Source organism: Herbaspirillum sp. Her3 (assembly GCF_057961275.1).
The window spans coordinates 189,382-211,635 of the sequence record NZ_CM176328.1 but is presented as its reverse complement, the minus strand read 5'-3'; the positions used below and the strand labels follow the sequence as shown (position 1 = coordinate 211,635).

The window sequence follows — 22,254 nt, the reverse complement described above, 5'->3', positions numbered from 1 at the left end:
GTCGGTTCTTGTCGGAGAGGGCGCGGCCTGGGCTCAGGCCGCGGCCAGTTGGAGTTCTTCGGCACGCAGGCAGCGTACCGTATGTTGGGTGCCTACGGCCTGTTCGGGCGGCTGCTGGCTCAGGCAGGCCGCCTGCGCATGCGCGCAGCGCTCGGCGAAGGCACAGCCCGCAGGCAGGTTGGCCAGGTCGGGCGGCGCGCCGGGGATGGTCTGCAGGCGCTGGCCCTTTTGCATGGCGCCGTGGCTGCGGCTTTGCAGCAGCGACATGGTGTAGGGGTGGCGCGGCTGGGTCAGCAGCTGCGAGGCCGGTCCCTGCTCGACGATGCGCCCGGCATACATCACCGCGATGCGGTCGGCCACCTCGACGGCCGCACCGATGTCGTGGGTGACGAAGATGATCGACAACCCCAACTCGCGCTGCAGTTCGCGCAGCAGCAGCAGAATCTGGATCTGCACGGTGGCATCGAGCGCGGTGGTGGGTTCGTCGGCCAGCAAGACCTTGGGCGAGCAGGACAACGCCAGCGCGATCATGGCGCGCTGGCGCATGCCGCCGGACATCTCGTGAGGATAGGCATCGAGCCGCCGTTCGGGGCTGGGGATGCGTACCTTCTCGAACAGCGCCAGCGCCTGCGCACGCGCCTCTGCCGACGACACTTTCTTGTGGCGGCGGATGGTCTCGGCGATCTGCGCACCCACGGTGTAGACCGGATCGAGCGCCAACAGCGGCTCCTGGAAGATCATCGCCACGCTGTCGCCGCGCAAGGCGGACAGCTCGCGGCCATTCATCTTCAGCACGTCGCGGCCATCGACTTCGAGCCCGCCCTCGATGCGCGTACGCGATTCGGGATGCAAGCGCATGATGGAGCGCAGCGTAACACTCTTGCCCGAGCCCGATTCACCGATGAGGGCCACCACCTCGCCCTCGGCGACTTCCAGGTCGACGCCGCTGACGGCACGGATGGTCTTGCCCGGGGCTTTGAAGGTGATGCGCAGGTCGCGCAGGCTCACCATGGATTTCTTGCGAGGATCAGCCATGTTGCAGCTCCTTGTTGAGCATGCCGGCCTCGAAGCCGGCGTCATCATAGCCACTGCCGGCTTCATAGCGCAGGCAGGCCACGCCGTGATCGGGCGCGGCCTCGGCGAAGACCGGCGCGCGCTGCTGGCAGACCGGCTGCGCAAACTGGCAGCGGGTATGGAAGCGGCAGCCCGAGGGTGGATTGATGGGATTGGGCGGGTCGCCGGCCAGCGGCGCTTCCTCGGTGCGGCGGGTCGGGTCCATGCTGGGCATGGAGCGCAACAGGGCGCGCGTATAGGGATGGCGAGGCGCATCGAAGACCTGCTCGGCCGGCCCGACCTCGACCACCTGGCCCAGGTACATGACCAGGACGCGATCGGAAATGAAACGCACCACGTTGAGATCGTGGCTGATGAAGAGGTAGGTGAGGCCGAATTCCTGCTTCAGGTCCAGCAGCAGGTTCAGGACCTGCGCCTCCACCGACTTGTCCAGCGCCGAGACGGCCTCGTCCAGGATCACCAGGCGCGGCTCCAGCGCCAGGGCACGGGCGATGTTGACGCGCTGGCGCTGGCCGCCGGAGAGTTCATGCGGATAGCGCCCGGCAAAGCGTTCCGGTTGCAAGCCCACCCGTGCCAGGAGGCTGCGGGCACGGGCGATGGCCTCACGCGACGAGAGGCCATGCACGATGGGTGCGAAGGCAATCGAATCCTCGATGGTCATGCGCGGATTGAGCGAGGAATAACTGTCCTGGAACACCATCTGCGCCTGGCGCCGGAACTGGCGCAGCGGCATGGCGCGCGAACCCACGGTCTGGCCATCGAAGACCAGTTCGCCGCTGTCCTGCCCGATCAGTTGCATCAGCACGCGTGCGGTGGTGGATTTGCCGCAGCCGGATTCGCCGACCACGCCCAGGGTTTCGCCCTTCATGATGTCGAAGCTCACGCCATCGACCGCGCGCACTGCATTGGCCGGGCCGCGCAGCAAGGGCAGTCCCTTTTGCTTGAGCGGAAAGTGTTTCAGCAACTGGCGCACGCCCAGCAGCGGCTGGCGCGGGCCGCCGACGTCACGCGGATCTTGCTGCAGGAGAGGGGCGGACAGGCTCATTGCTTGACCTCCATGGCCGAACGCAGGCCGTCGGACAACAGGTTGAAGGAAATCGAGGTGAGGAAGATGAAGGCCCCCGGCAAGGCCGCTACCCAAGGCTGGGTGTAGATGGCGGTGCGCAGGGTGTTCAACATCAGGCCCCATTCCGGCTCGGGTGGCTTCACGCCCAGGCCGAGGAAGGACAAACCCGAGGCCAGGATCATCGACACCGAAATCAGGCTGGTGGAATAGACGAAGATCGGTCCCAGCACATTGCCCAGCACGTGCACGCGCACGATGGTGAAGGCATTCGCCCCGGAGGCGCGCGCGGCATCGACGTAATCGCTGCGTCGCACTTGCGTGGTGACGCTTTCTGCAATGCGGGCGATCTGCGGCACGAAGACGATGGTCAGCGAGGTCAGCGCATTGAAGATGCCCGCGCCCAGCGCACCGGACAGTGCGATGGCCAGCAGCACCGAAGGAAAGGCGTAGAGGATGTCGATGCTGCGCATGATGACGGTGTTGGTAAAGCCACCTGCATAGCCAGCCACGATGCCCAGGCCACTGCCAATGACGAAGGCCAGCAGCACCGGCGTAATGCCCATGAACAGCGACAAGCGGCCGCCCAGCAACAGGCGCGAGAACATGTCGCGGCCCAGTTCATCGGTGCCCAGCAGGTGGCCGACGGTGCCGATGGGTTTCAGGCGCGAGAACATGGAAGCTGCGAACGGATCACCCGGCATCACCCAGGGTGCGGCGATGGCCGCCACGATCAACAGCAGCAGCACGGTGGCGGCGATCATGGCGCCGGGATTGCGCACCAGGCGCGCAGCGACGTTGGCCCAGTGGCCGCGCGAGCGGCGCATGGCGGCGGGCGCCGCGGCCGCCTTGAGTGAGGAGACGGGAGTGGAAAGATTCATGTCAGGCTCGCTCGATACGGGGGTCGAAGATGGTTTGCAGGATATCCACCAGCAGGTTCAGCGCCACGAAGAACATGGCCAGCACCAGGATGCTTCCCTGCAGCAGCGGCAGGTCGCGCTGGAAGATGGCCTGGTTGAGCAGGAAGCCGGTGCCGGGCCAGGAGAACACGGTTTCGATCAGGATCGAACCGCCCAGCAGGTAGCCCAGTTGCAGGCCCATGACGGCCAGCGCAGTGGGGGCGGCATTCTTGACCACGTGGCGCAGTACACCCGCATCGGACAGACCGCGCGCCTTGAGCCCGACCACGAATTCCTGCGCCAGGATGTCGGCCACCAGCGCGCGCACGGTACGGGCGATGATGCCCATGGGGATGAAGGACATCGTGACGGCCGGCATGAGCAGGTATTTCATGTGCTCGATATCCCACACCCAGGCGCCCGAACCATCGGGGCCGGCACCGGTGGCCGGCAGCCACATCAGCTTGGAAGAGAACACGATCACCAGCACCATGCCCAGCCAGTAGTGCGGCACCGACACGCCTACCACCGAAATGAAGGAAGCGATGCGATCCACCCAGGAATTGCGGAAGTAGCCCGCCACGAAGCCGAACAGCGAACCGAACACGAAGCCGATCAGCGTGGCCACGGCAGCCAGCATGAAGGTATTGCCGACCGCCTTGAAGACTTCGGCGGCCACCGGGCGGCCGGTGGCAATGGAGCTGCCCAGGTCGCCGTGCAGGGCGCGCCAGACCCAGCTCATGAATTGCTCGGGGTAGCTGCGGTTGAATCCATAGAGTTCCATGAGCTGCTTCTGCATATCGGCCGAGGCATCCGGCGGCAGGATCGAAACCAGCGGATCGCCCGGCGCAATGTGGACCAGCATGAAGCAGAGGAAGGCCACGCCCAGCATGATGGGCAGGGCGTAGAGAAAGCGTCGTATCAGGTAGGCGATCATGGCAGTTCCGGCGACGGGTCAGGTGCAGCCGCAGCAGTGCTGCGGAATGTGCTTGGTGCAAAAAACGTCATGGTGCAGAAAACGTCAAGCGTGATGCAGAAAACGTCAGCGGCGCCGGCACACTGCGGCGCCGCTGATGTCGTCCTGCGTCAGGGCATCAGTCCATGCTCATGGTGGCGATGTCGATGAACCAGCTCTGCGGCTGCACCACGCCCTTGACCTTGGCGGAGATGGCGCGCGGGCCGGTGTCGTGGGCCACCCAGACGAAGGGTGCTTCATCGACGATCTTGGCATGCAGCTGGGCCAGCAAGGCGTCACGCTGCTTGGGATCGAAGGTGGTGCGCGCCTTGGCGATCAAGGCATCGACCTCGGGGTTGCTGTAGAAGCCCCAGTTGTTGGAGGTCGGCGGCGCGGCCTTGGTATCGACGAAGCGCACCATGGCGAAGAACGGATCCATGGAGGCGAAGCTCACGTTGATGGCATTGGCACCGTGCGCGCTCGGATCCTTGGCACCGATGCGCCAGTTGGTATAGAGCGTGTTCCATTCCACCACGTCGAACTGCACGTCGAAGAAGCAGTCCTTCAGGTTCTGCTGCATGAACTCGTTCATCGGCAGCGGTTGCATCTGGCCGGAACCGGAGGCCGAGATCTGCACCTTCACCGTCAGCGGCTTGGCGGCGGAATAGCCGGCTTCGGTCATGAGCTTCTTGGCGGCGGCCGGATCGTACTTGATCTGGAAGCTCGGGTTGCCGCGCCACGGATGGCCGGGTTCGACGGTACCGGTGGCCTCACCCATGAGTCCGCCCAGCAGTTGCTTCATGGCCGGACGGTTCACGCACAGGTTGGCGGCATGGCGCACGCGCTTGTCCAGCCAGGGCGAACCGGGCACGAAGGACAGCTGCCACGGCCACACGTGAGGCTGCGGGTTGGAGTAGATCTTGAAGCCGCGCGCCTTGATGGCATCCAGGGCATCCGGTGCGGGGGCTTCGATCCAGTCGACCTGGCCGGACATCAGGGCGGCGGTACGCGAATTGGCTTCCGGCAGCGGCAGCATCACCACGCGGTCGATCTTGGGGCGGCGTGCAGCATCCCAGTAGCCATCGTTCTTGACCACTTCCAGGCGCTCGCGCGGCACGAACTTGGCCATCTTGAAGGGACCGGTGCCGGACGCATCGGCAGCAAAGGCGGCCCAGGCCTGCTTGCTGCGCTCTGCCTTGTCGGTCACCGAGGCCGGCACGGCGGCCAGTTTCTTTTCCCACTGCGCTGGCGAGGCCATGAACAGGTTGGTCAGGTTGATGGGCAGGAAGGAGTCCGGCTCGGAGGTGGTCAGCTCCACGGTGAGATCGTCGATCTTGCGGGCCGAGCGCAGGGTGGGCATGCGCGAAGCGGTGACGCCGACCTGGCTGGGATCGAACTGGACGGCGTTCTTGTCCAGTACCTTGTTGACGTTCCAGACCACGGCATCGGCATTGAAGGCCGAACCATCATGGAATTTCACGCCGGGGCGCAGCTTGAAGATCCACTTGGTCTTGTCCTTGGGTTCGACCTGCCACGACAGCGCCAGGTCGGGGATCAGTTCGCTGGCCTTGTCGGCCTTGGACAGGTCCCATTGGGTCAGGCCGTCATACATGGGGATGCCGGTGAAGCGATTGCCCTCGAAGCCCTGGTCGGGCTGGCCCAGCGTGCGCGGGATGTCGCCGGCGGTCATGGCGATGCGCAACACTTTCTCGGCGTGCGCAGGCAGACTGGCCAGTGCGCCGAAGGCCAGGGTACAGGCCAGGGCGAGGGGTGCGGTCTTGAGAAATTTCATAGCGGTGCTTTCCTGGTTGAGGGACGACGGTGGACACAAGGGATGCAACTGAAACTGCGCGAAGCCAAGAACAAGAGGGGGAGCCCTGGCTCAGGGCGGTGAAAACGACAGGCCCACACGCTGGGCGGCGTTGACAATGTGCTGCTGCATGGCCAGGCGCGCACCGTCGATATCGCCGGCAGAGATGGCGGCAGCCACGGCGCGGTGTTCGGCGGCGGGCGCCCAGATGCGTTCGCGGTCGGCGAAGGGCACGCGCAGGCTGTGGCTGATGGGACGCTCGAACTGGCGCACCACCTGCGAAAAAGCCGGATTGCCGGACAGTTCGGCCACGAGTTGATGGAATTCCAGGTCGGCATGCGAAGCGCTGACCAGATCGAGATTCTTGAGCGCATCCTCGAAGCGCGCCTGGATACCCCACAGGCGCGGTGTGGCGTGCGCGTTGATGTGGCGCGCTGCCAGGGCGGCGGCGGCCGACTCCAGCGTATAGCGCAGCTGGAACACGGCCGCCAGGTCCAGTTCCGTGGCAGCCGTGCCGCCTTCGCCGGCTGGCGTCTGGGGCGGGGCCACGCGACCTTCCTGGCGTTCGCTCACCAGCGTGCCCTTGCCGGGAACGGAGCGGATGAAACCCAGCGCCTCCAGCATCGACAAGGCTTCCCGCAACGACGCGCGGCTGATCCCCATGGACTCGGCCAGTTCGCGCTGGCTGGGCAGCATGGCGCCGGGCGCGTAGGTCCCGGAGAGAATCTGGCGCTGCAAGGTCTGTGCTGCAATATTGGGCATGCTCATGTTGGGTGTCCTCGTTGGCCTGACTGGTCAGACCGCGAAGGACTATTGAGCAATGAACGTGCCATGTGCGGGCCTGCCAGCCGCAAACCCGCCTGCCGTCAGGGCTTTGGGGAGGTTGCACGGCAGGTTCGCAAGCGCCGGAATAAGTGGAATGCGCGATCATGATGCGCACATGCACCGCAGACGTGAGCGAGCGACCAGCCGGCAAATGCGCAAGATCGGCTAAGTCATTTGCATGCGCCCGGCATACACTGCGCCATGGACTCCGATTCGATCCGCCGATATCGATGCCGCATGGCAAGTGTGATCGCCGCCATCGCGGCCGATCCCATGGCGCCGCACTCGCTGGAAGACCTCGCGGCCATTGCCGCCTTTTCACCGTTTCACTTCCATCGGCTCTACCGCAGCCTGACGGGAGAAACCGTGATGGACACGCTGCGCCACCACCGCCTGGCCAGTGCGGCCGTCCGGCTGGCCAGCCAGGAGAGCAGCGTGACCGACATTGCACTGGCCTGTGGATATGACAGTCCGCAAGCCTTTACCCGTGCCTTCCGGCAGTTTTCCGGAAGCTCCCCCAGTGACTTCAGGCGGAGGATTGCCGTGATGACCCAGCCCCCAACGCAAGACGAATCCGCATCGCAAGCCGCACATCCCCAGGTGCCGCTGGTGGAACAGCCACCCATGCAGCTGCTGGGCCTGCGTCACGAAGGCCCGGTCAGCACCATCCCGCATACTCATCGTCGCCTGCATCGATGGCTGGGCAAGCGCGAGGCGCCGGTGCGCTACGGTATCTGCTACGGCGACCCTGACCAGGGTGACAGCTTCCGTTATTTCGCAGCAGTGGAACGGCTGGAGAATGATCCGCTGGAAGAGGTACTGGAACGCATCGAGCTACCTGGTGGCACCTATGCCTGCCATACCGTGATGGGGCCTTACACGCAGATCAATGCCAGCATCGCTGCGCTCTACACGCTGTGGCTGCCGTACAGCGGCTATGAACCGGATGACCGGCCGCTCATCGAGTGCTATCGCAACCAGCCGCATCAGGTCCCGCAAGAAGCCTTGCAGACCGACCTGCTGATTCCGGTTCGTCTTCTCCGTTGATCCTCTTTATCTGAATATGAAAACTGTACGCTTGCTGTACGCCTTTCTGGCGCTGCTCTGGATGGGACACTGCGCGAATGGATGGGCCGGGACGGTCGGCTTCCAGGAACAGAACACGCAGGATGAGCGGGGGCAGCCCGTCAAGCTGGCGATCTGGTATCCCAGCAGCTCGCCTGCGCACGTGGTGAATGTCGGATGGACCACGCAGGAGGTGGCGATGGGCGGCGCACTGCCTGCCGGCGTGCATCCCTTGATCGTGATATCGCATGGTACCGGCGGCACCTACCTGTCCCATTACGACACCGCAACAGCCCTGGCGCAGGCCGGTTTCATTGCCGCAGCGGTGATGCATCCGGGCGATAACGCCCAGGACCACAGCCGCCAGCTGTTCATCCTGGAACGTCCGGGGCACGTGCGCCGGGCCCTGGATTATCTGCTGCAGGACTGGCGCGACCATGTACAGGTCGATGCCAGCCGCATCGGTATCTTCGGATTTTCTGCAGGGGGATTTACGGCGCTGGTCAACATCGGGGGCCAGCCCGACATGAGCCTCATCGCGCCGTTCTGTACCACGCATGCCGATCACTTCGTATGCCAGCTCCTGACACACGAAAACGCTGACGGCCGCAACGCTCCCGTGCCGCCGCCAGCGCAGGGGGAAAACCAGGATGCGCGCATCAAGGCGGCCGTGATTGCCGCGCCGGCGCTTGGCTTTACCTTTGCCAACCGCTTGCAACGCGCAACGATCCCGGTGCAGTTATGGCGCGCCGAAGACGACCAGATCCTGCCCCATCCCTGGTATGCGGAAGAGGTGCGGCGCGCCTTGCCGCAGGCGCCGCAATATCACGTGGTCGCGCAGGCGGGACACTTCGATTTCCTGGCGCCTTGCGCCGCCGTGATGGCACAGCGCCTGCCCGAGATCTGCAGCAGTGCGGCCGGCTTCGACCGCGCGGCTTTCCATCGCACCTTCAATGAGGAGGTCGTGGCGTTCTTCCAGCGCACGCTCGACGTGAAGGGCCGCTGAAGCGCGGCTCCCTCCCAGTCGCGGCGGCGTCAGTGCGCCGCCTGCGTGACCGGCTCGTGCTTGGCCACGAAGTGATACAACAGGAATGCGCTCACGCCGCAGAAGGCCATCACCGACACCAGCGGCAAGGCCGTACCGTCATGCCACAGGCTCATTACCACGCCGGAGAGCACGCCCATGCCGAACTGCAGCGTACCCATCAGCGCGGCAGCCGTACCGGCCTGGCGGCCCTGATGCTTCAAGGCGATGGCAGTAGCATTGGGGCCGGTGAAACCATAGGCCGTGAGGAAACCGAAGAAGCCGAACAGTAGCAGCGGCAGGCTCTCCAGCCCGGCCAGCACCATCACCACCACCGCCAGCGACAAACCGGCCGGCACCCACAGCACCTTGCCCAGCACCCGTTCGGCCGAGCGCTTGACCACCAGGCGCGCATTGATCTGCGAGGCGCCGATCAGGCCGATGGCGTTGGAGGCGAACACGAAGCCGAAGTACTGCGGCTTGACGCCATGCAACTCGATCACCACGAAAGGACCACCTGCGATGTAGGCAAACATGCCCGCCTGCACCAGGCCGCCGCACAGCACGAAGGACATGAACTGGCGATGGCGCAGCAGGCCCCAGTACTGGGCCAGCGTGCGGCCCAGGTGCAGGGGTTCGGCGCGGGAGACGTCCACGGTTTCGGTCAGATACTTGCGGGTGCCCAGCATGCACAGCAGGCCGAAGAGGGTCAGTACCACGAAGATGCCGCGCCAGCTGGCAAAGACCAGCAGCAGGCCGCCGATGAAGGGGGCCAGGATGGGCGCCAGGCCAAACACCAGCATCAGCATCGAGAACGCCTTGGCAGAGCCCTCGGCCCCCATGCGGTCACGCACCATGGCGCGCGGGATCACCATACCGGCACTGCCCCCCAGGCCCTGGAAGAGACGCAGCACGATCAGCATTTCGATGTTCTGCGCAAAAATGCACAGTAGCGAACAGACGAAATACAGCGCGATGCCGAAGAACAGCGGTGGCTTGCGGCCGAAGCGATCCGACAGCGGACCATAGAACATCTGCCCGACGGCCAGGCCGACCAGGAACGAGGCCAGCGTCAGCTGGACCAGGTTGGTGCCCACGCCCAGATCCTTGGCGATGGCCGTGAAGCTGGGCAGGTACATGTCGATGGCCAGTGCGCCCATCGCGGTCATGGCGGCCAGCACGGCCAGCCATGGAGGAAATTTGCCCGTGGAGAGCGAAGTATCGTCGTTGTGCATGTGGAATTCTTGAGACAGCCGCATCCTCGGCAGAGAGCGTGTTGCAGGCCGGATGAGACAAGGTGAACCGGGACGCCCGGCGGGCGCGAGGGCCACATTATAAGGCGCTGTCAGCATTCCTTCAGGCAGTAGATCAAGCCGGATCAAGCAAGGCCGGCCTTGCGGTCCGGCAAAAATGCGCGTAGACAAGGAATACATGAAGCAGGCGTGCAAGAAAGTGTAAATACTGGCAAACTTGTTGTCATTGTTCCCATGTTCCGGGAGTTCGTGCAGGGGCGGCGAAGAGGCGTGGAGCGCACCGCAAGCAGAGCAGAGGGCGTGCCCCGGCGCATTGCTGTATCACAAGAAATCGTTAGCCGCGGGGGGAGTCAATGCGGGGCCGAAATACGCCATCAGTAACAGGCGTGCCTGATCCGAGCTGTCTCTCAGGCTGCAGGCCATCAGGCACGACAAACACGGCAGGGCGCATCATCGGCGGCCTGAAAATGATCATCGCAGGGACTGCGGCAGCGCTGCTGCTGGCAGCGTGCGGGCGCAGCGAGGAGCCGGCACCGGACAGCCATGCGGCCAATGCCGCTGCACCGGCAGCCACCGAGCCGGTGGTACTGACGGCGCTGGTGTGGGCACCCGACTGGTACGAGGAAATGCACAGGGTGGCCGATGCCTTCACGCGCGCCCATCCGGAAGTACGCATCAACCTGCAATTCATGATCGGCAATTCCGTCGAGGAAAACCTCAAGCCGCGCGCCGCCACCGACAGCCTGCCCGACATCATCTCGGTCAATGCCAGCCCCTACACGGCGGCCCTGGCCGACCAGGGATTGCTGGCCGACATCGGCGCTACCCAGGCCTGGGGCAACATGCTCGAGATACTGCAGCGCGAGTGGACTTCGCCTGGCGGGCGCCGCTACGGTATCCCCTCGGGCGTGGCCACCACACTCATCTACTACAACCGCGACATGTTCGAGCGCGCCGGCATCACTGCGCCGCCGACGGACTTCGAGGCCTTCCTGGCCACCGGCGCGGCGCTGCGCAAGGCCGGCTTCATTCCGCTGGCGCTGTCCGGCGGCTTTCCCAACATGTTGGGCAATGGTCCCTTCAGCTATGGCTTTGCCAACCTGATCGCGGCCAGGGTGCCGGACTGGCGCGAGCGCATCGCCGATGGCACGCTGCAGCTGGATAACCCCGAGGGCATCGCCATCTTCACCCGCCTGCGCGCGCTGGTGCAGCAAAAGATGGTGCAGGCCGATTGCCTGCGCTCCGGCTATGACGCCACCTTGCGCCAGTTCGCCGAAGGTCGCGCGGCGATGACCTTCCAGGGAACCTGGGCGGCCGGCGCGCTGATGAACGGGCGCAACATGCACGTGGGCGTTTTCGTGCCCCCCTGGAACGACAAGGGCCATCCGGTCCGGCCGGTGCTGGGCAGCGAAACCGGTTTTGCCGTGGCCCAGCGCAGCAGCCCGCGCCAGCGCCAGGTGGCGGCGCAGTTCCTGGATTTCTTGTATGGGCCGGGCATGCCGATCTGGCAGGGCAAACGCCAGAACATCCCGCCGTTTCGCGTGATTGCGCCCGACGTCAGCGGTGACCGCGCCTTGTTTGCGCTGGTCGAGGAGATGACGCGCGATGCCGCCGGCAGCCATGCGCCAGGGCTGTATTACTCGCTGCTGCCGGTCAACACCATCGATATCCTGCATCCGCTGCTGCAGGCCGTGCTGTCGGGGCGCCAGTCGCCGGCACATGCCGCGCGCGCCTTGCAGGACTCCATCGCCGAGCAGGCGCAACTGTCGTCGCGGTAAAGAGAGGCAGCTTCCATGCCCAGACGCTTCGACTTCCTTTGGCTCGGCTTCCTGCGCAAGATCGAGATCCGCTATCGGCTCATCAATTCCTTCATCCTGGTGTCGCTGGTGCCGCTGGTCATATCGGGCCTGCTGGCCTACCGCGAGTCCACCCGCGCCACCCAGGACAAGGTGCGCGCCTATTCGGTCCAGGTCGCCAAGCAGATCTCGCAGAACCTGCTGCTGCGCATGGAAAAGATCGAGGACATGAGCGAGGAGCTGGCCCTCTCCGACAAGCTGCAGCACCTGCTGGCCCACTACTACAGCGGCGACGAAGCGGCCAGCGCCGCCGCCCGCAGCGGGATGGCGCGGGTGCTGCTCGACACCTATGGATCGCTGCCGGACGTCAACCAGAAATACCTGCTGGACCGCCGGCGCCAGGTGATCGATCCGCAGATCTTTGCGCCCCTGGCCAACAACATCAGCCGCATGGCCGAGGAAGCACCGGACCTCGCCGGTCGCGCATGGTGGACCCTCTACAACGGCGGCCACGGCCAGAAGAGCGTGGCCATGCTGCGGGAGATCCGCTTCACCGGCAACAACCGCACCGCCGGCATCCTCTTCATCGGGGTGCGGCCGAGCTATTTCTTCAGCATCTTCGAAGGCGTGGACCTGGGCTATGACTCCAGTCTCTTCATCGTCGATGCCAGTGATGGCACGGTGGTGGTGCAGGGCCGCAATACCAGCTTCAGCAGCGTCGATCCGGCCCTGCTGGAGGGCATCAGGGCCAGCCTGGGCCAGCGCCGCACCAGCGATTTCATTGCCTATACGCGCGCCGACAAGACCCGCTATTACGCCGCCATCGCGCAGCTCCCGCACACCTCCTGGTGGGTGGTCAGCGCCACGCCCAGCGACAAGCTCAACGCCGATACGCGCTCGGTGCGCGACAAGATCATCGCCATCGGTTTGCTGTGCTTTGCCGCATCGCTGTTGCTGTCAGCGCTGATCGCGCGCAGCATCAGCGAGCCGCTGCAGCGCCTGGTGGCGGCGATGAAGGAAGCCGGCAGCGGCGATACCACGGTGCGGGTGGAGCAGGACGGGGGCGACGAGATTGCCGTGCTCTCGCGCAAGTTCAACGAGATGGCCGGCAAGCTGCAGCAGAACAAGGAAGAACTGGAAGAACAGGTAGCCCTGCGCACGCACGAACTGGAGCGGGCCAACCGCAAGCTGGAAGCCCTCTCGGCCACCGACGGCCTCACCGGCGTGGCCAACCGGCGCCGCTTCGACGAGGTGCTGGCCAATGAACTGCGGCGCTCGGTGCGCTCCGGCCATGCGCTGGCCCTGCTGATGCTGGACGTGGACTACTTCAAGAAATACAACGACCGCTATGGCCACCTGGCCGGGGACGAATGCCTGCGCATCGTGGCGAGGGTGTTGCAGAAGAGTTCACGCCGCGCGAGCGACCTGGTGGCACGCTACGGCGGCGAGGAGTTCAGCGTCATCATCGCCGAGAGCGATACCGCTCATGCCGTGCAACAAGCCGAGAACATCTGCCAGGCCATCTTCGAACTCAAGCTGCCGCATGCCGACTCGCCCTTCGGCTACATCACCGCCAGTATCGGCGTAGCCTCGCTGCTACCGGATGAGCAGACCAGCGCCGAACAATTGCTGCGCATTGCCGACCAGGCGCTGTATCACGCCAAATACCAGGGCCGCAACCGGGTAGTACTGGGCAGCGACGCGACCGGGCATCTGTAAGCCCTCCCGGCCCGCCGGGCCCGGCCGCACTGACAAAACACTGACAGGCGCAGCGGCCGAGGCCGCCGGTACACATCTTTTGCAAAGTTAGGTCAAGGGGGGCGAAGCGGCCCTGAACCAATGCCCCCGCACTGCATCATATCGCTATGCCCACCGTCACTTCAGAAGAGAGGTATAGCAGATGAACCCGAGTCGCCAAGAAAAAAAACACTGGACCATCGATGACATCGACCTGAGCCGCATCGACCGAGAGCGAGTGCGGCAGGATGAAGACCTGTTCTACCTGGTGGCCTGCGCATCCTTCGTCGAGAGCGGATCCGACCTCTACACCCACAACCTGGTGGAGTACTACCAGGGCGATGCCGAGGTCGAGACCTGGCTGCGCGAGCAATGGGAAAAGGAAGAACTGCAGCATGGCGCAGCCCTGCGCGCCTACGTCGAGCACGTCTGGCCGGAGTTCGACTGGCAGCGCGCTTACCAAGGTTTCCTGGATGAATATTCGCAGTACTGCAAGGTCGAGCTGCTCGAACCTACCCGTGCGCAGGAGCTGGCCGCGCGCTGCGTGGTCGAGACCGGCACCTCCACCTATTACCGGGCGCTGGCCCGCGCCACCGACGAGCCGGTCCTCAAACATCTGGCCGGCCTCATCGCCAATGACGAGGTGAATCACTACAAGCACTTCTACCAGTACTTCCGCCGTTATCGCCGCCAGGAAAACATCGGCCGCTCGCGCGTCTTCGGCACCTTGAGCCGGCGCACCCTGGAACTCAAGAGCGAAGATGCCGACTGCGCCATCCGCCACGTGGCCATGGTGTACAAACCGGAACTGGCGGCCGATCCGGCGCGCGTGAAGGAACTGGCCTCGCGCATGAGCCGCACGGTGCGCGTCAATCTCAAACCCGAGACCACCATCAAGATGATCATGCGGCCGCTGGAGTTGCCGGTGGCCTTGCAGAACCTGATCGAATTCCCGCTGCGGCAATTCATGCAGCGCGTGTTGCTGCGCTGAAGGAAAGCCGCTGCCGGCCACGGCAGGACCGCCTGGCGGGCACCGTGATGGATCACGCCCCCTGGCGGACGTTTGTCCACTATTGTGAACAATCTGTCTCACCTCTCAGGAAGTCAGCCAACTCCGCGCAAACCCGCTCCCACTGGCGCTTTTGGGGGCGCACCAAGATCGCGCACGCCCGAGCGCCAGGGTGGTGAATGTTGCCGCAGCGCCATAGGACTGTCGACAATGGCGCTCGGCTTTGGTGCGCAATTCTGGCGTGCCTGACAACATTATTCCCTCATCCCTCCGCTCCCCGCCCCGCTTTGATGCAGGCCGCAGGCTTCCTGCCGGGCATTGGCACGCAATCTGCTAAAGCGACTGGGCAGTGAAAAAAATCTTCCAAAACTTTTCTCGAGGGAGCACTACATGTCACGTCGCACCGTACTGAAAGCCACCGCCCTGGGCGCATTCGCGCTGGCCGCATCCTCCTGGCTGCCGTCGGCCTTTGCTGCCGACACCATCAAGGTCGGTATCCTGCATTCGCTGTCGGGTACCATGGCCATCTCCGAAACGTCCCTGAAGGACGTGGCCCTGATGACCATCGACGAGATCAACGCCGCCGGCGGCGTGATGGGCAAGAAGCTGGAACCGGTGGTGGTCGACCCGGCCTCGAACTGGCCGCTGTTCGCCGAAAAGGCGCGTCAGCTGATCTCGCAGGACAAGGTGTCGGTGGTCTTCGGCTGCTGGACCTCGGTGTCGCGCAAGTCGGTGCTGCCGGTCTTCAAGGAACTGAACAGCCTGCTGTTCTACCCGGTGCAGTACGAAGGTGAAGAACTGGAGAAGAACGTCTTCTATACCGGTGCTGCTCCCAATCAGCAAGCCATTCCCGCCGTGGAATACCTGATGTCCAAGGAAGGCGGCGGCGCCAAGCGCTTCGTGCTGCTGGGCACCGACTACGTCTATCCGCGCACCACCAACAAGATCCTGCGCGCCTTCCTGCACAGCAAGGGCGTGAAGGATTCCGACATCGATGAGGTCTACACCCCGTTCGGCCACTCCGACTACCAGACCATCGTCGCCAACATCAAGAAGTTCTCCGCAGGTGGCAAGACGGCCGTGATCTCGACCATCAACGGCGACTCCAACGTGCCCTTCTACAAGGAACTGGGCAACGCCGGCCTGAAGGCAACCGACGTGCCGGTGGTGGCATTCTCGGTGGGTGAAGAAGAACTGCGCGGTGTGGATACCAAGCCGCTGGTGGGCCACCTGGCTGCCTGGAACTACTTCGAATCGGTGAAGAATCCGGTCAACACCGCCTTCATCAAGAAGTGGAAGGAATATGCCAAGGCCAAGAACCTGCCCAATGCCGATACCGTCGTGACCAACGACCCGATGGAAGCCACCTACGTCGGCATCCACATGTGGGCGCAGGCCGTGGAAAAGGCCAAGTCCACCGACACCGACAAGGTGATCGCGGCCATGGGCGGCCAGACCTACAAGGCACCGTCGGGCTACACGCTGGAAATGGACAAGACCAACCACCACCTGCACAAGCCCGTGATGATCGGCGAAATCAAGGCGGACGGTCAGTTCAACGTGGTCTACAAGACCAAGACCACCATCCGCGCGCAACCCTGGAGCCCGTATATCCCGGGCAACGAAAGCAAGCAGAAGAACTAAGCTTGCGCTTGTTGTCGTAGTTGATGGCGTTCTTCGGAGCGCCTTCGATACGCCGCTTGCGCGGCTACTCAGGACGAACGGTCCGTGGGTTGTGCAACAAAGACCCGTTCGGACCGAGTAGCCGCAACGCGGCGTATCGAAGGCGCTCCGTCCGCCCCAGGCATCTCCCTCCACAAGAAAACCGCCCGACGACTCGCCCCGGCCACAGCATCGACCGGCCCGCGCTTCGAGGCGCACACCGACCATGAAACCAGCCATCCAGTTCCTACGCGGGCTGCTCGCGACCTGGCTCTGCGTGCACGCCCTGGCGGCGTCTGCAGCCATCGATCCGGCCTTGCTCAAGCCCCTTGGCGGAGACGACCCCGACGCGCGCATCGATGCCGTCAACCAGATTGCAGCGCTGGCCAACGACGACGCGCTCAAGATTCTCAATGCCTTGAACAGCGACGCCCTCTACGTCACGCCCGCAGGCGACGTGCTGATCGTCGACGATGCCGGCAAGGCCTTCAACCCGGCCACCGACCAGAGCGGTCCGGCGCCCGATGACGCCGAAGGCATCACCGTCAACAACCGCCTGCGTGGCGCCGTCGAGGGCGCGCTCTCGGGCCTGAAGCTGCTCTCGCCGCAACGCGACGAGCGCCTGGCGGCCGCCAATGACTTGCTCAAGAATGCCGACCCGGCCCAGATCCCGCTGATCGTCAAAGCACTGGCCAAGGAAAGCGATCCACAGATCAAGGACGTGCTGCAACAGGTGCAAGCCACCGCCAACCTGCATGCCGCCGACCCGGCCGCGCGCCGTGCTGCCGTCAAGACGCTGGCCGAGACCACCAATGCGTCGCTCAAGCCCGCCCTGGAAAACATGCTGGCCAAGAATCCCGACGGCTCCTACGTCGAACCGGATGAAGGCGTACGCGTGGAAGCCGTGCGTACCCTGGCGGCACTGGACCGCCACCTGGCCATCGTCGACTTCGCCGGCAAGCTGTTCTATGGCGTCTCGCTGGGCAGCGTGCTGCTGCTGGCCGCGCTGGGCCTGGCCATCACCTTTGGCCTGATGGGCATCATCAACATGGCCCACGGTGAATTGCTGATGATCGGCGCCTACACCACCTATGTATGCCAGCTGGTGTTTCGCAAGTTCTTCCCCGGTGCCATCGATGCCTATCTGGTCGTGGCCCTGCCGGCTGCCTTCATCGTCGCCGCCGCCGTCGGTATCGCGCTGGAACGGCTGGTGATCCGCTGGCTCTATGGCCGTCCGCTGGAAACGCTGCTGTGCACCTGGGGCATCAGCCTGATGCTGATGCAATGTGTGCGCTCCATCTTCGGTGCCCAGAACGTGGAAGTGGCCAACCCGAGCTGGATGTCGGGTGGCGTCACCGTGCTGGGGTCGCTGGTGCTGTCCTATAACCGCATCGTGATCGTGTTCTTTGCGCTGTTCGTGGTGTTCGCGGTCTGGCTGATCTTGAACAAGACCCGCCTGGGCCTGTTCGTGCGCGCCGTCACCCAAAACCGCCGCATGGCCGACTGCGTGGGCGTGTCCACCGGCAAGATCGACATGATGACCTTCGGCCTGGGCTGCGGTATCGCCGGTCTCGGTGGCGTGGCGCTCTCGCAGCTGGGCAACGTCGGCCCCGACCTGGGCCAGGGCTACATCGTGGATTCCTTCATGGTGGTGGTGCTGGGCGGTGTGGGCCAGCTGGCCGGGACCGTCATCGCCGCCTTCGGGCTGGGCGAGGTCAACAAGTTCCTGGAGCCGATGGCCGGTGCCGTGCTGGCCAAGATCGCCATCCTGGTCTTCATCATCGTATTCATCCAGAAGCGTCCGCAAGGCCTCTTCGCACTCAAGGGAAGGAGCGTGGAATGAGCACCATGATCATGCGCCCCTCGCTGTTCAATCGCCCGTCCTGGACCGGCATCGTCATCTGCACCATCGTGCTGGCGCTGCTGCCGGTCTGCAACCTGCTGTTCCCGGCAGGCAGCACGCTGCACGTGTCCTCCTATACCGTCGCTTTGGTCGGAAAGTTCATGTGCTATGCCATGGCTGCGCTGGCACTGGACCTGGTGTGGGGCTACACGGGCATCCTCTCGCTGGGACATGGCGTTTTCTTCGCATTGGGCGGATACGCCCACGGGATGTACCTGATGCGCGCCATCGGCCGTGACGGCGTGTACCAGAGCGACCTGCCGGACTTCATGGTGTTCCTGAACTGGAAGGCCTATCCCTGGTACTGGTGGATGACCGACCACTTCTGGTTCTCCATGCTGCTGGTGGTGCTGGTGCCGGGTCTCTTGGCCTTCGTGTTCGGTTACTTCGCGTTCCGTTCGCGCATCAAGGGCGTGTATTTCTCCATCATCACGCAGGCCATGACCTTCGCCTTCATGCTGCTGTTCTTCCGCAACGATACCGGCTTTGGCGGCAACAACGGCTTCACCGACTTCAAGCGCATCCTCGGCTTCACCATCACCGCACCGGCTACCAAGGCGGTGCTTTACCTGGTGACGCTGGCACTGCTGTTCGGTGCGCTGGTCCTGTGCCGCATGATCGTCACCTCCAAGCTGGGCCGGGTGCTGCAGGGCGTGCGCGATTCCGAATCGCGCCTCATGTTCATCGGCTACAACCCGTTGTGGTTCAAGCTCTTCGTGTGGACGCTCTCGGCCGTGATCTGCGGCATCGCCGGTGCCTTGTACGTGCCGCAGGTGGGCATCATCAATCCCTCCGAAATGTCGCCGGCCAACTCCATCGAGATGGTGATCTGGGCCGCCGTCGGTGGCCGGGGCACGCTGATCGGGCCGATCATCGGCGCCTTTACCGTCAATGGCTTGAAGAGCTGGTTCACGGCCGCCTTCCCGGACCTGTGGCTGTATGCGCTGGGACTGATCTTCATCCTGGTCACGCTGTTCCTGCCGCAGGGCATCCTGGGCCTGGTGCAGAAATTCAAGAAACGCGATGCCGCGCCCGCCGAGGGCAGCGCATCCAAGGAGGCAGCATGAGCGCAGTCGAACCCGGCAAGAACCCGGTAGGCATCGGCGGCCTGGGCGGCAACGTCGACACGCCCCGCGCCGATCACGGCGCATCCTATGAACGCATCAAACCCGAAGGTGTCGATACCACCCACGGCGCCATCCTCTACCTGGAAAACATCACGGTGTCTTTCGATGGCTTCAAGGCCATCAACAACCTGAACCTGGATATCTCGGTGGGTGAACTGCGCTGCATCATCGGGCCCAATGGTGCGGGCAAGACCACGATGATGGACGTCATCACCGGCAAGACCCGGCCCACGGCCGGCACCGCCTTCTTCGGCCAGACCATCGACCTGACCAAGATGACCGAATACGAGATCGCCCACGCCGGCATCGGCCGCAAGTTCCAGCGCCCGACCGTGTTCGAGCAGCACACCGTGTTCGAAAACCTGGAACTGGCGATGAAGATGGACAAGCGTGTCAAGACCACGCTGTTTGCGCGCCTGTCTTCGGAGCAGATCGGCAAGATCGAGGAAATCCTCAAGCTGATCCGCTTGAACGGCCAGGAGCAGCGCATGGCCGGGCTGCTCTCGCACGGCCAGAAGCAGTGGCTGGAGATCGGCATGCTGCTGATGCAGGAACCGCAATTGCTGTTGCTCGATGAACCGGTGGCCGGCATGTCGGACGCGGAGACGGCGCGCACCGCCGAGTTGTTGAACGAGTTGCGCGGCAAGCATTCCATCATGGTGGTGGAACACGACATGGGCTTCGTCGAAGAGATTGCCCAGGGTGGCAAGGTGACCGTGCTGCACGAAGGATCGGTGCTGGCCGAGGGCAACATGCGCGAGGTGCAGGCCAATGAGCGCGTCATCGAAGTCTACCTGGGACGATAAGAGCGGAGACCATCATCCATGCTGCAAGTCAATGAACTGAACCAGTATTACGGCGCGGCCCATACGCTGCGCGGCGTCTCGCTCGATGTGCAGAAGGGCAAGGTATTGTCCCTGCTGGGCCGCAACGGCGTGGGCAAGACCACGCTGCTGAAATGCCTGATGGGCGTGCTGCCGGTGGCCAGGGGCAATGTCATGTTCGAAGGCCAGGACATCACCAGACTCAAGCCGCATCAACGCGCCAAGCTGGGCATCGCCTACGTGCCGCAGGGACGCGAAATCTTCGCACGCCTGACGGTGGAAGAAAACATGCTCATGGGCATGGCCACGCTGTCGGGTCGCCGTGCGTCCACCATCAAGGGCGAGGTCTATGAACTCTTCCCGGTACTGAAGGAAATGCTGCATCGTCGCGGCGGCGATCTATCCGGTGGCCAACAGCAGCAGCTGGCGATTGCCCGGGCACTGCTGGCCGAGCCCAAGCTGATCATCCTGGATGAACCGACCGAGGGTATCCAACCCTCCATCATCAAGGACATCGGCCGGGTGATCAGCCTGCTGCGCCAGCGCGGCGACATCGGCATCCTGCTGTGCGAGCAGTATTTCGACTTCGCCCGCGAACTGGCCGATACCTTCGTCGTCATGTCGCGCGGCGAGGTGGTGGCCGCGGGCACGCAGGACCAGATGGATGGCGAGGACGTGAAGAAGCACCTGGCAGTGTGACCGAAGGATGTCCAACAGAAACCGTTCGGACTGAGTAGCCGCGCAGCGGCGTATCGAAGACGCTCTCACGTTGCGCCCGGCGCAGCGCCTTCGATACGGCCCTACGGGCCTACTCAGTCCGAACGGGGAGCGATGCACAAGACGAAGCTGCGCTTTTGCAGCGGGTCTGCTATAAAGTCGCATGTTTGCCAACGGCCTGTCCGCTGCACTTGCCGCCTTCCATGCAATGAAGAACCAGGTATGAAACGACTCCCCGGCCATCCGGAACCCGACCACATGCCGGCCCCGGCGATGCCAGGCGCGCCCGCGCGGCATGCGCCCGACCAGGCACGCCTGGCGCTGGGCTTCTCCGACGACAGGGGGACCACGCGGCTCCTGCGGCGCCAGCACTTCGGCCCGCTGCGCGTACAGAAGCCGCTCTATCCCGAAGATCCCTCCATCTGCCACGCCATCATCGTCCACCCGCCGGGCGGCATCGTCGGTGGCGACCAGCTTTCCATCACCGCCGAGGTAGGCGAGCGCGCCCATGCCTTGCTGACCACGCCCGGTGCGGGCAAGTGGTATCGCGCCAATGGACACTCCTCGCGCCAGGCCGTGCGCCTGGAGGCCGCAGCAGCTGCCACGCTGGAATGGCTGCCGCAGGAAACCATCTTCTTCGATGGGGCCGACGTACGTATGGAACACGAAGTGACCCTGGCGGCCGACGCCGCCTACCTGGGCGCGGAAATCCTCTGCTTTGGCCGCACTGCCTCGGGCGAAAGCTTCAACACCGGGGCGGTCAGCCAGCGCACCAGCATCCGTCGTGGCGGCAAGCTGGTGTGGTTCGAACAGGGCCGCCTGCAGGCCGAGGCGGGCGCCATGCAAGGTCCGCTGGCGCTGGATGGGCAGACCATCTGCGGCACCTTGATCGCCGTGGGGGATGGCATGGATGCCGCGCTGCTGGGCCGCCTGCGCGAGACCATCGGCGCCCTGCAACTGGAAGGGCGCAGTGGTGCCACCCTGATGAAGCAGGTGCTCATCGCGCGCTACATGGGCCAGTCCAGCCTGGTGGCGCGGCGGTGGCTGCACGCAGCCTGGCACGTGCTGCGTCCGGCCGTGACCGGCAAAGAAGCAGCCATTCCGCGCATCTGGAATACCTGAATACGCAGCATCAGAAAAACTGCATCAAGCGACGTTGAACGTTATAGAACCTGAAGGCCGCCAGCCGGCCGGGAGCCAACATGGAACTGACACCAAGAGAGAAAGACAAGCTGCTCATCTTCACCGCCGCGCTGCTGGCCGAGCGCCGCAAGGCCCGTGGCCTCAAGCTCAACTATCCGGAAGCGGTGGCACTGATCACGGCGGCCATCATGGAAGGTGCGCGCGATGGCAAGACGGTGGCCGAGCTGATGTCCGAGGGCACCACCATCCTCACGCGCGACGACGTGATGGAAGGCGTGCCGGAGATGATCCCCGACATCCAGGTCGAAGCCACCTTCCCCGATGGCAGCAAGCTGGTCACCGTCCACCATCCGATTCCTTGAGGAGCG

At 64.2% G+C, this 22,254-nt stretch carries 19 protein-coding genes; 12 read left to right on the top strand and 7 right to left on the bottom strand.

Features of this window, described 5'->3' with window-relative positions; genetic code table 11:
• Nucleotides 1–33: 33 nt before the first annotated feature.
• The 6 genes from ACVC5H_RS00935 to ACVC5H_RS00910 all read right to left on the bottom strand — a co-directional run bounded on the left by ACVC5H_RS00935 (nt 34) and on the right by ACVC5H_RS00910 (nt 6,569).
• Nucleotides 34–1,035 (bottom strand): ABC transporter ATP-binding protein, encoded by a 1,002-nt coding sequence (locus ACVC5H_RS00935; protein WP_489620557.1) that lies wholly within the window; start codon nt 1,033–1,035, stop codon nt 34–36.
• Nucleotides 1,028–2,119 (bottom strand): ABC transporter ATP-binding protein, encoded by a 1,092-nt coding sequence (locus ACVC5H_RS00930; RefSeq protein WP_489620556.1) that lies wholly within the window; start codon nt 2,117–2,119, stop codon nt 1,028–1,030. Before ACVC5H_RS00930 ends, ACVC5H_RS00935 begins: the two co-directional genes overlap by 8 nt.
• A complete protein-coding gene (locus ACVC5H_RS00925; protein WP_008333681.1) occupies nt 2,116–3,018 on the bottom strand; it encodes an ABC transporter permease in 903 nt (300 codons plus the stop codon). Before ACVC5H_RS00925 ends, ACVC5H_RS00930 begins: the two co-directional genes overlap by 4 nt.
• Before the next feature lies 1 nt (nt 3,019).
• The gene (locus tag ACVC5H_RS00920; protein WP_489620555.1) at nt 3,020–3,973 is read right to left on the bottom strand and encodes an ABC transporter permease; all 954 of its coding nucleotides are present in this window, start codon (nt 3,971–3,973) and stop codon (nt 3,020–3,022) included.
• Nucleotides 3,974–4,130: 157 nt separating this feature from the next.
• Entirely contained in the window at nt 4,131–5,783 is a 1,653-nt protein-coding gene (locus ACVC5H_RS00915) for an ABC transporter substrate-binding protein (protein ID WP_489620554.1), read from the bottom strand.
• A 90-nt stretch (nt 5,784–5,873) separates the two neighbouring features.
• Nucleotides 5,874–6,569, bottom strand: a complete 696-nt coding sequence (locus ACVC5H_RS00910; RefSeq protein ID WP_008333684.1) for a FadR/GntR family transcriptional regulator — start codon at nt 6,567–6,569, stop codon at nt 5,874–5,876.
• 294 nt (nt 6,570–6,863) lie between these two features.
• Between ACVC5H_RS00910 and ACVC5H_RS00905 the strand changes: the two genes are divergently transcribed.
• On the top strand, nt 6,864–7,673 hold the full coding sequence (locus ACVC5H_RS00905; protein ID WP_489620553.1) for an AraC family transcriptional regulator: 810 nt from the start codon (nt 6,864–6,866) through the stop codon (nt 7,671–7,673).
• A 31-nt stretch (nt 7,674–7,704) separates the two neighbouring features.
• Nucleotides 7,705–8,697 carry an alpha/beta hydrolase family protein gene (locus tag ACVC5H_RS00900; protein ID WP_489620552.1) on the top strand — a complete coding sequence of 331 codons (993 nt, stop codon included), beginning with the start codon at nt 7,705–7,707 and terminating at the stop codon, nt 8,695–8,697.
• 29 nt (nt 8,698–8,726) lie between these two features.
• On the opposite strand, the gene ACVC5H_RS00895 is transcribed toward ACVC5H_RS00900, so the two are convergent.
• Nucleotides 8,727–9,950 (bottom strand): Bcr/CflA family multidrug efflux MFS transporter, encoded by a 1,224-nt coding sequence (locus ACVC5H_RS00895; protein ID WP_489620551.1) that lies wholly within the window; start codon nt 9,948–9,950, stop codon nt 8,727–8,729.
• Nucleotides 9,951–10,435: 485 nt separating this feature from the next.
• Here ACVC5H_RS00895 and ACVC5H_RS00890 point away from each other — a divergent pair, with 485 nt between their 5' ends.
• The 10 genes from ACVC5H_RS00890 (at nt 10,436) to ACVC5H_RS00845 (ending at nt 22,248) form a co-directional block, all read left to right on the top strand.
• Entirely contained in the window at nt 10,436–11,746 is a 1,311-nt protein-coding gene (locus tag ACVC5H_RS00890) for an ABC transporter substrate-binding protein (RefSeq protein WP_489620550.1), read from the top strand.
• 15 nt (nt 11,747–11,761) lie between these two features.
• Nucleotides 11,762–13,483, top strand: a complete 1,722-nt coding sequence (locus tag ACVC5H_RS00885) for a sensor domain-containing diguanylate cyclase (RefSeq protein WP_489620549.1) — start codon at nt 11,762–11,764, stop codon at nt 13,481–13,483.
• 181 nt (nt 13,484–13,664) lie between these two features.
• A complete protein-coding gene (locus tag ACVC5H_RS00880) occupies nt 13,665–14,492 on the top strand; it encodes a ferritin-like domain-containing protein (protein ID WP_489620548.1) in 828 nt (275 codons plus the stop codon).
• Nucleotides 14,493–14,900: 408 nt separating this feature from the next.
• On the top strand, nt 14,901–16,154 hold the full coding sequence (gene urtA / locus ACVC5H_RS00875) for an urea ABC transporter substrate-binding protein (protein ID WP_013236630.1): 1,254 nt from the start codon (nt 14,901–14,903) through the stop codon (nt 16,152–16,154).
• Between the two features lie 244 nt (nt 16,155–16,398).
• Nucleotides 16,399–18,015: an urea ABC transporter permease subunit UrtB gene (gene urtB, locus ACVC5H_RS00870; protein WP_489620547.1), complete on the top strand. Its 1,617-nt coding sequence runs from the start codon at nt 16,399–16,401 to the stop codon at nt 18,013–18,015.
• Complete coding sequence (gene urtC, locus ACVC5H_RS00865) at nt 18,012–19,142, top strand: urea ABC transporter permease subunit UrtC (RefSeq protein WP_489620546.1); 1,131 nt, start codon at nt 18,012–18,014, stop codon at nt 19,140–19,142. Before urtB ends, urtC begins: the two co-directional genes overlap by 4 nt.
• Entirely contained in the window at nt 19,139–20,008 is an 870-nt protein-coding gene (gene urtD, locus ACVC5H_RS00860) for an urea ABC transporter ATP-binding protein UrtD (RefSeq protein ID WP_489620545.1), read from the top strand. Before urtC ends, urtD begins: the two co-directional genes overlap by 4 nt.
• A gap of 18 nt (nt 20,009–20,026) precedes the next feature.
• Nucleotides 20,027–20,725: an urea ABC transporter ATP-binding subunit UrtE gene (gene urtE / locus ACVC5H_RS00855; protein WP_489620544.1), complete on the top strand. Its 699-nt coding sequence runs from the start codon at nt 20,027–20,029 to the stop codon at nt 20,723–20,725.
• Nucleotides 20,726–20,965: 240 nt separating this feature from the next.
• Nucleotides 20,966–21,865 (top strand): urease accessory protein UreD, encoded by a 900-nt coding sequence (locus ACVC5H_RS00850; RefSeq protein ID WP_489620543.1) that lies wholly within the window; start codon nt 20,966–20,968, stop codon nt 21,863–21,865.
• Between the two features lie 80 nt (nt 21,866–21,945).
• Nucleotides 21,946–22,248 (top strand): urease subunit gamma, encoded by a 303-nt coding sequence (locus ACVC5H_RS00845; protein WP_008333723.1) that lies wholly within the window; start codon nt 21,946–21,948, stop codon nt 22,246–22,248.
• Nucleotides 22,249–22,254 lie beyond the last annotated feature (6 nt).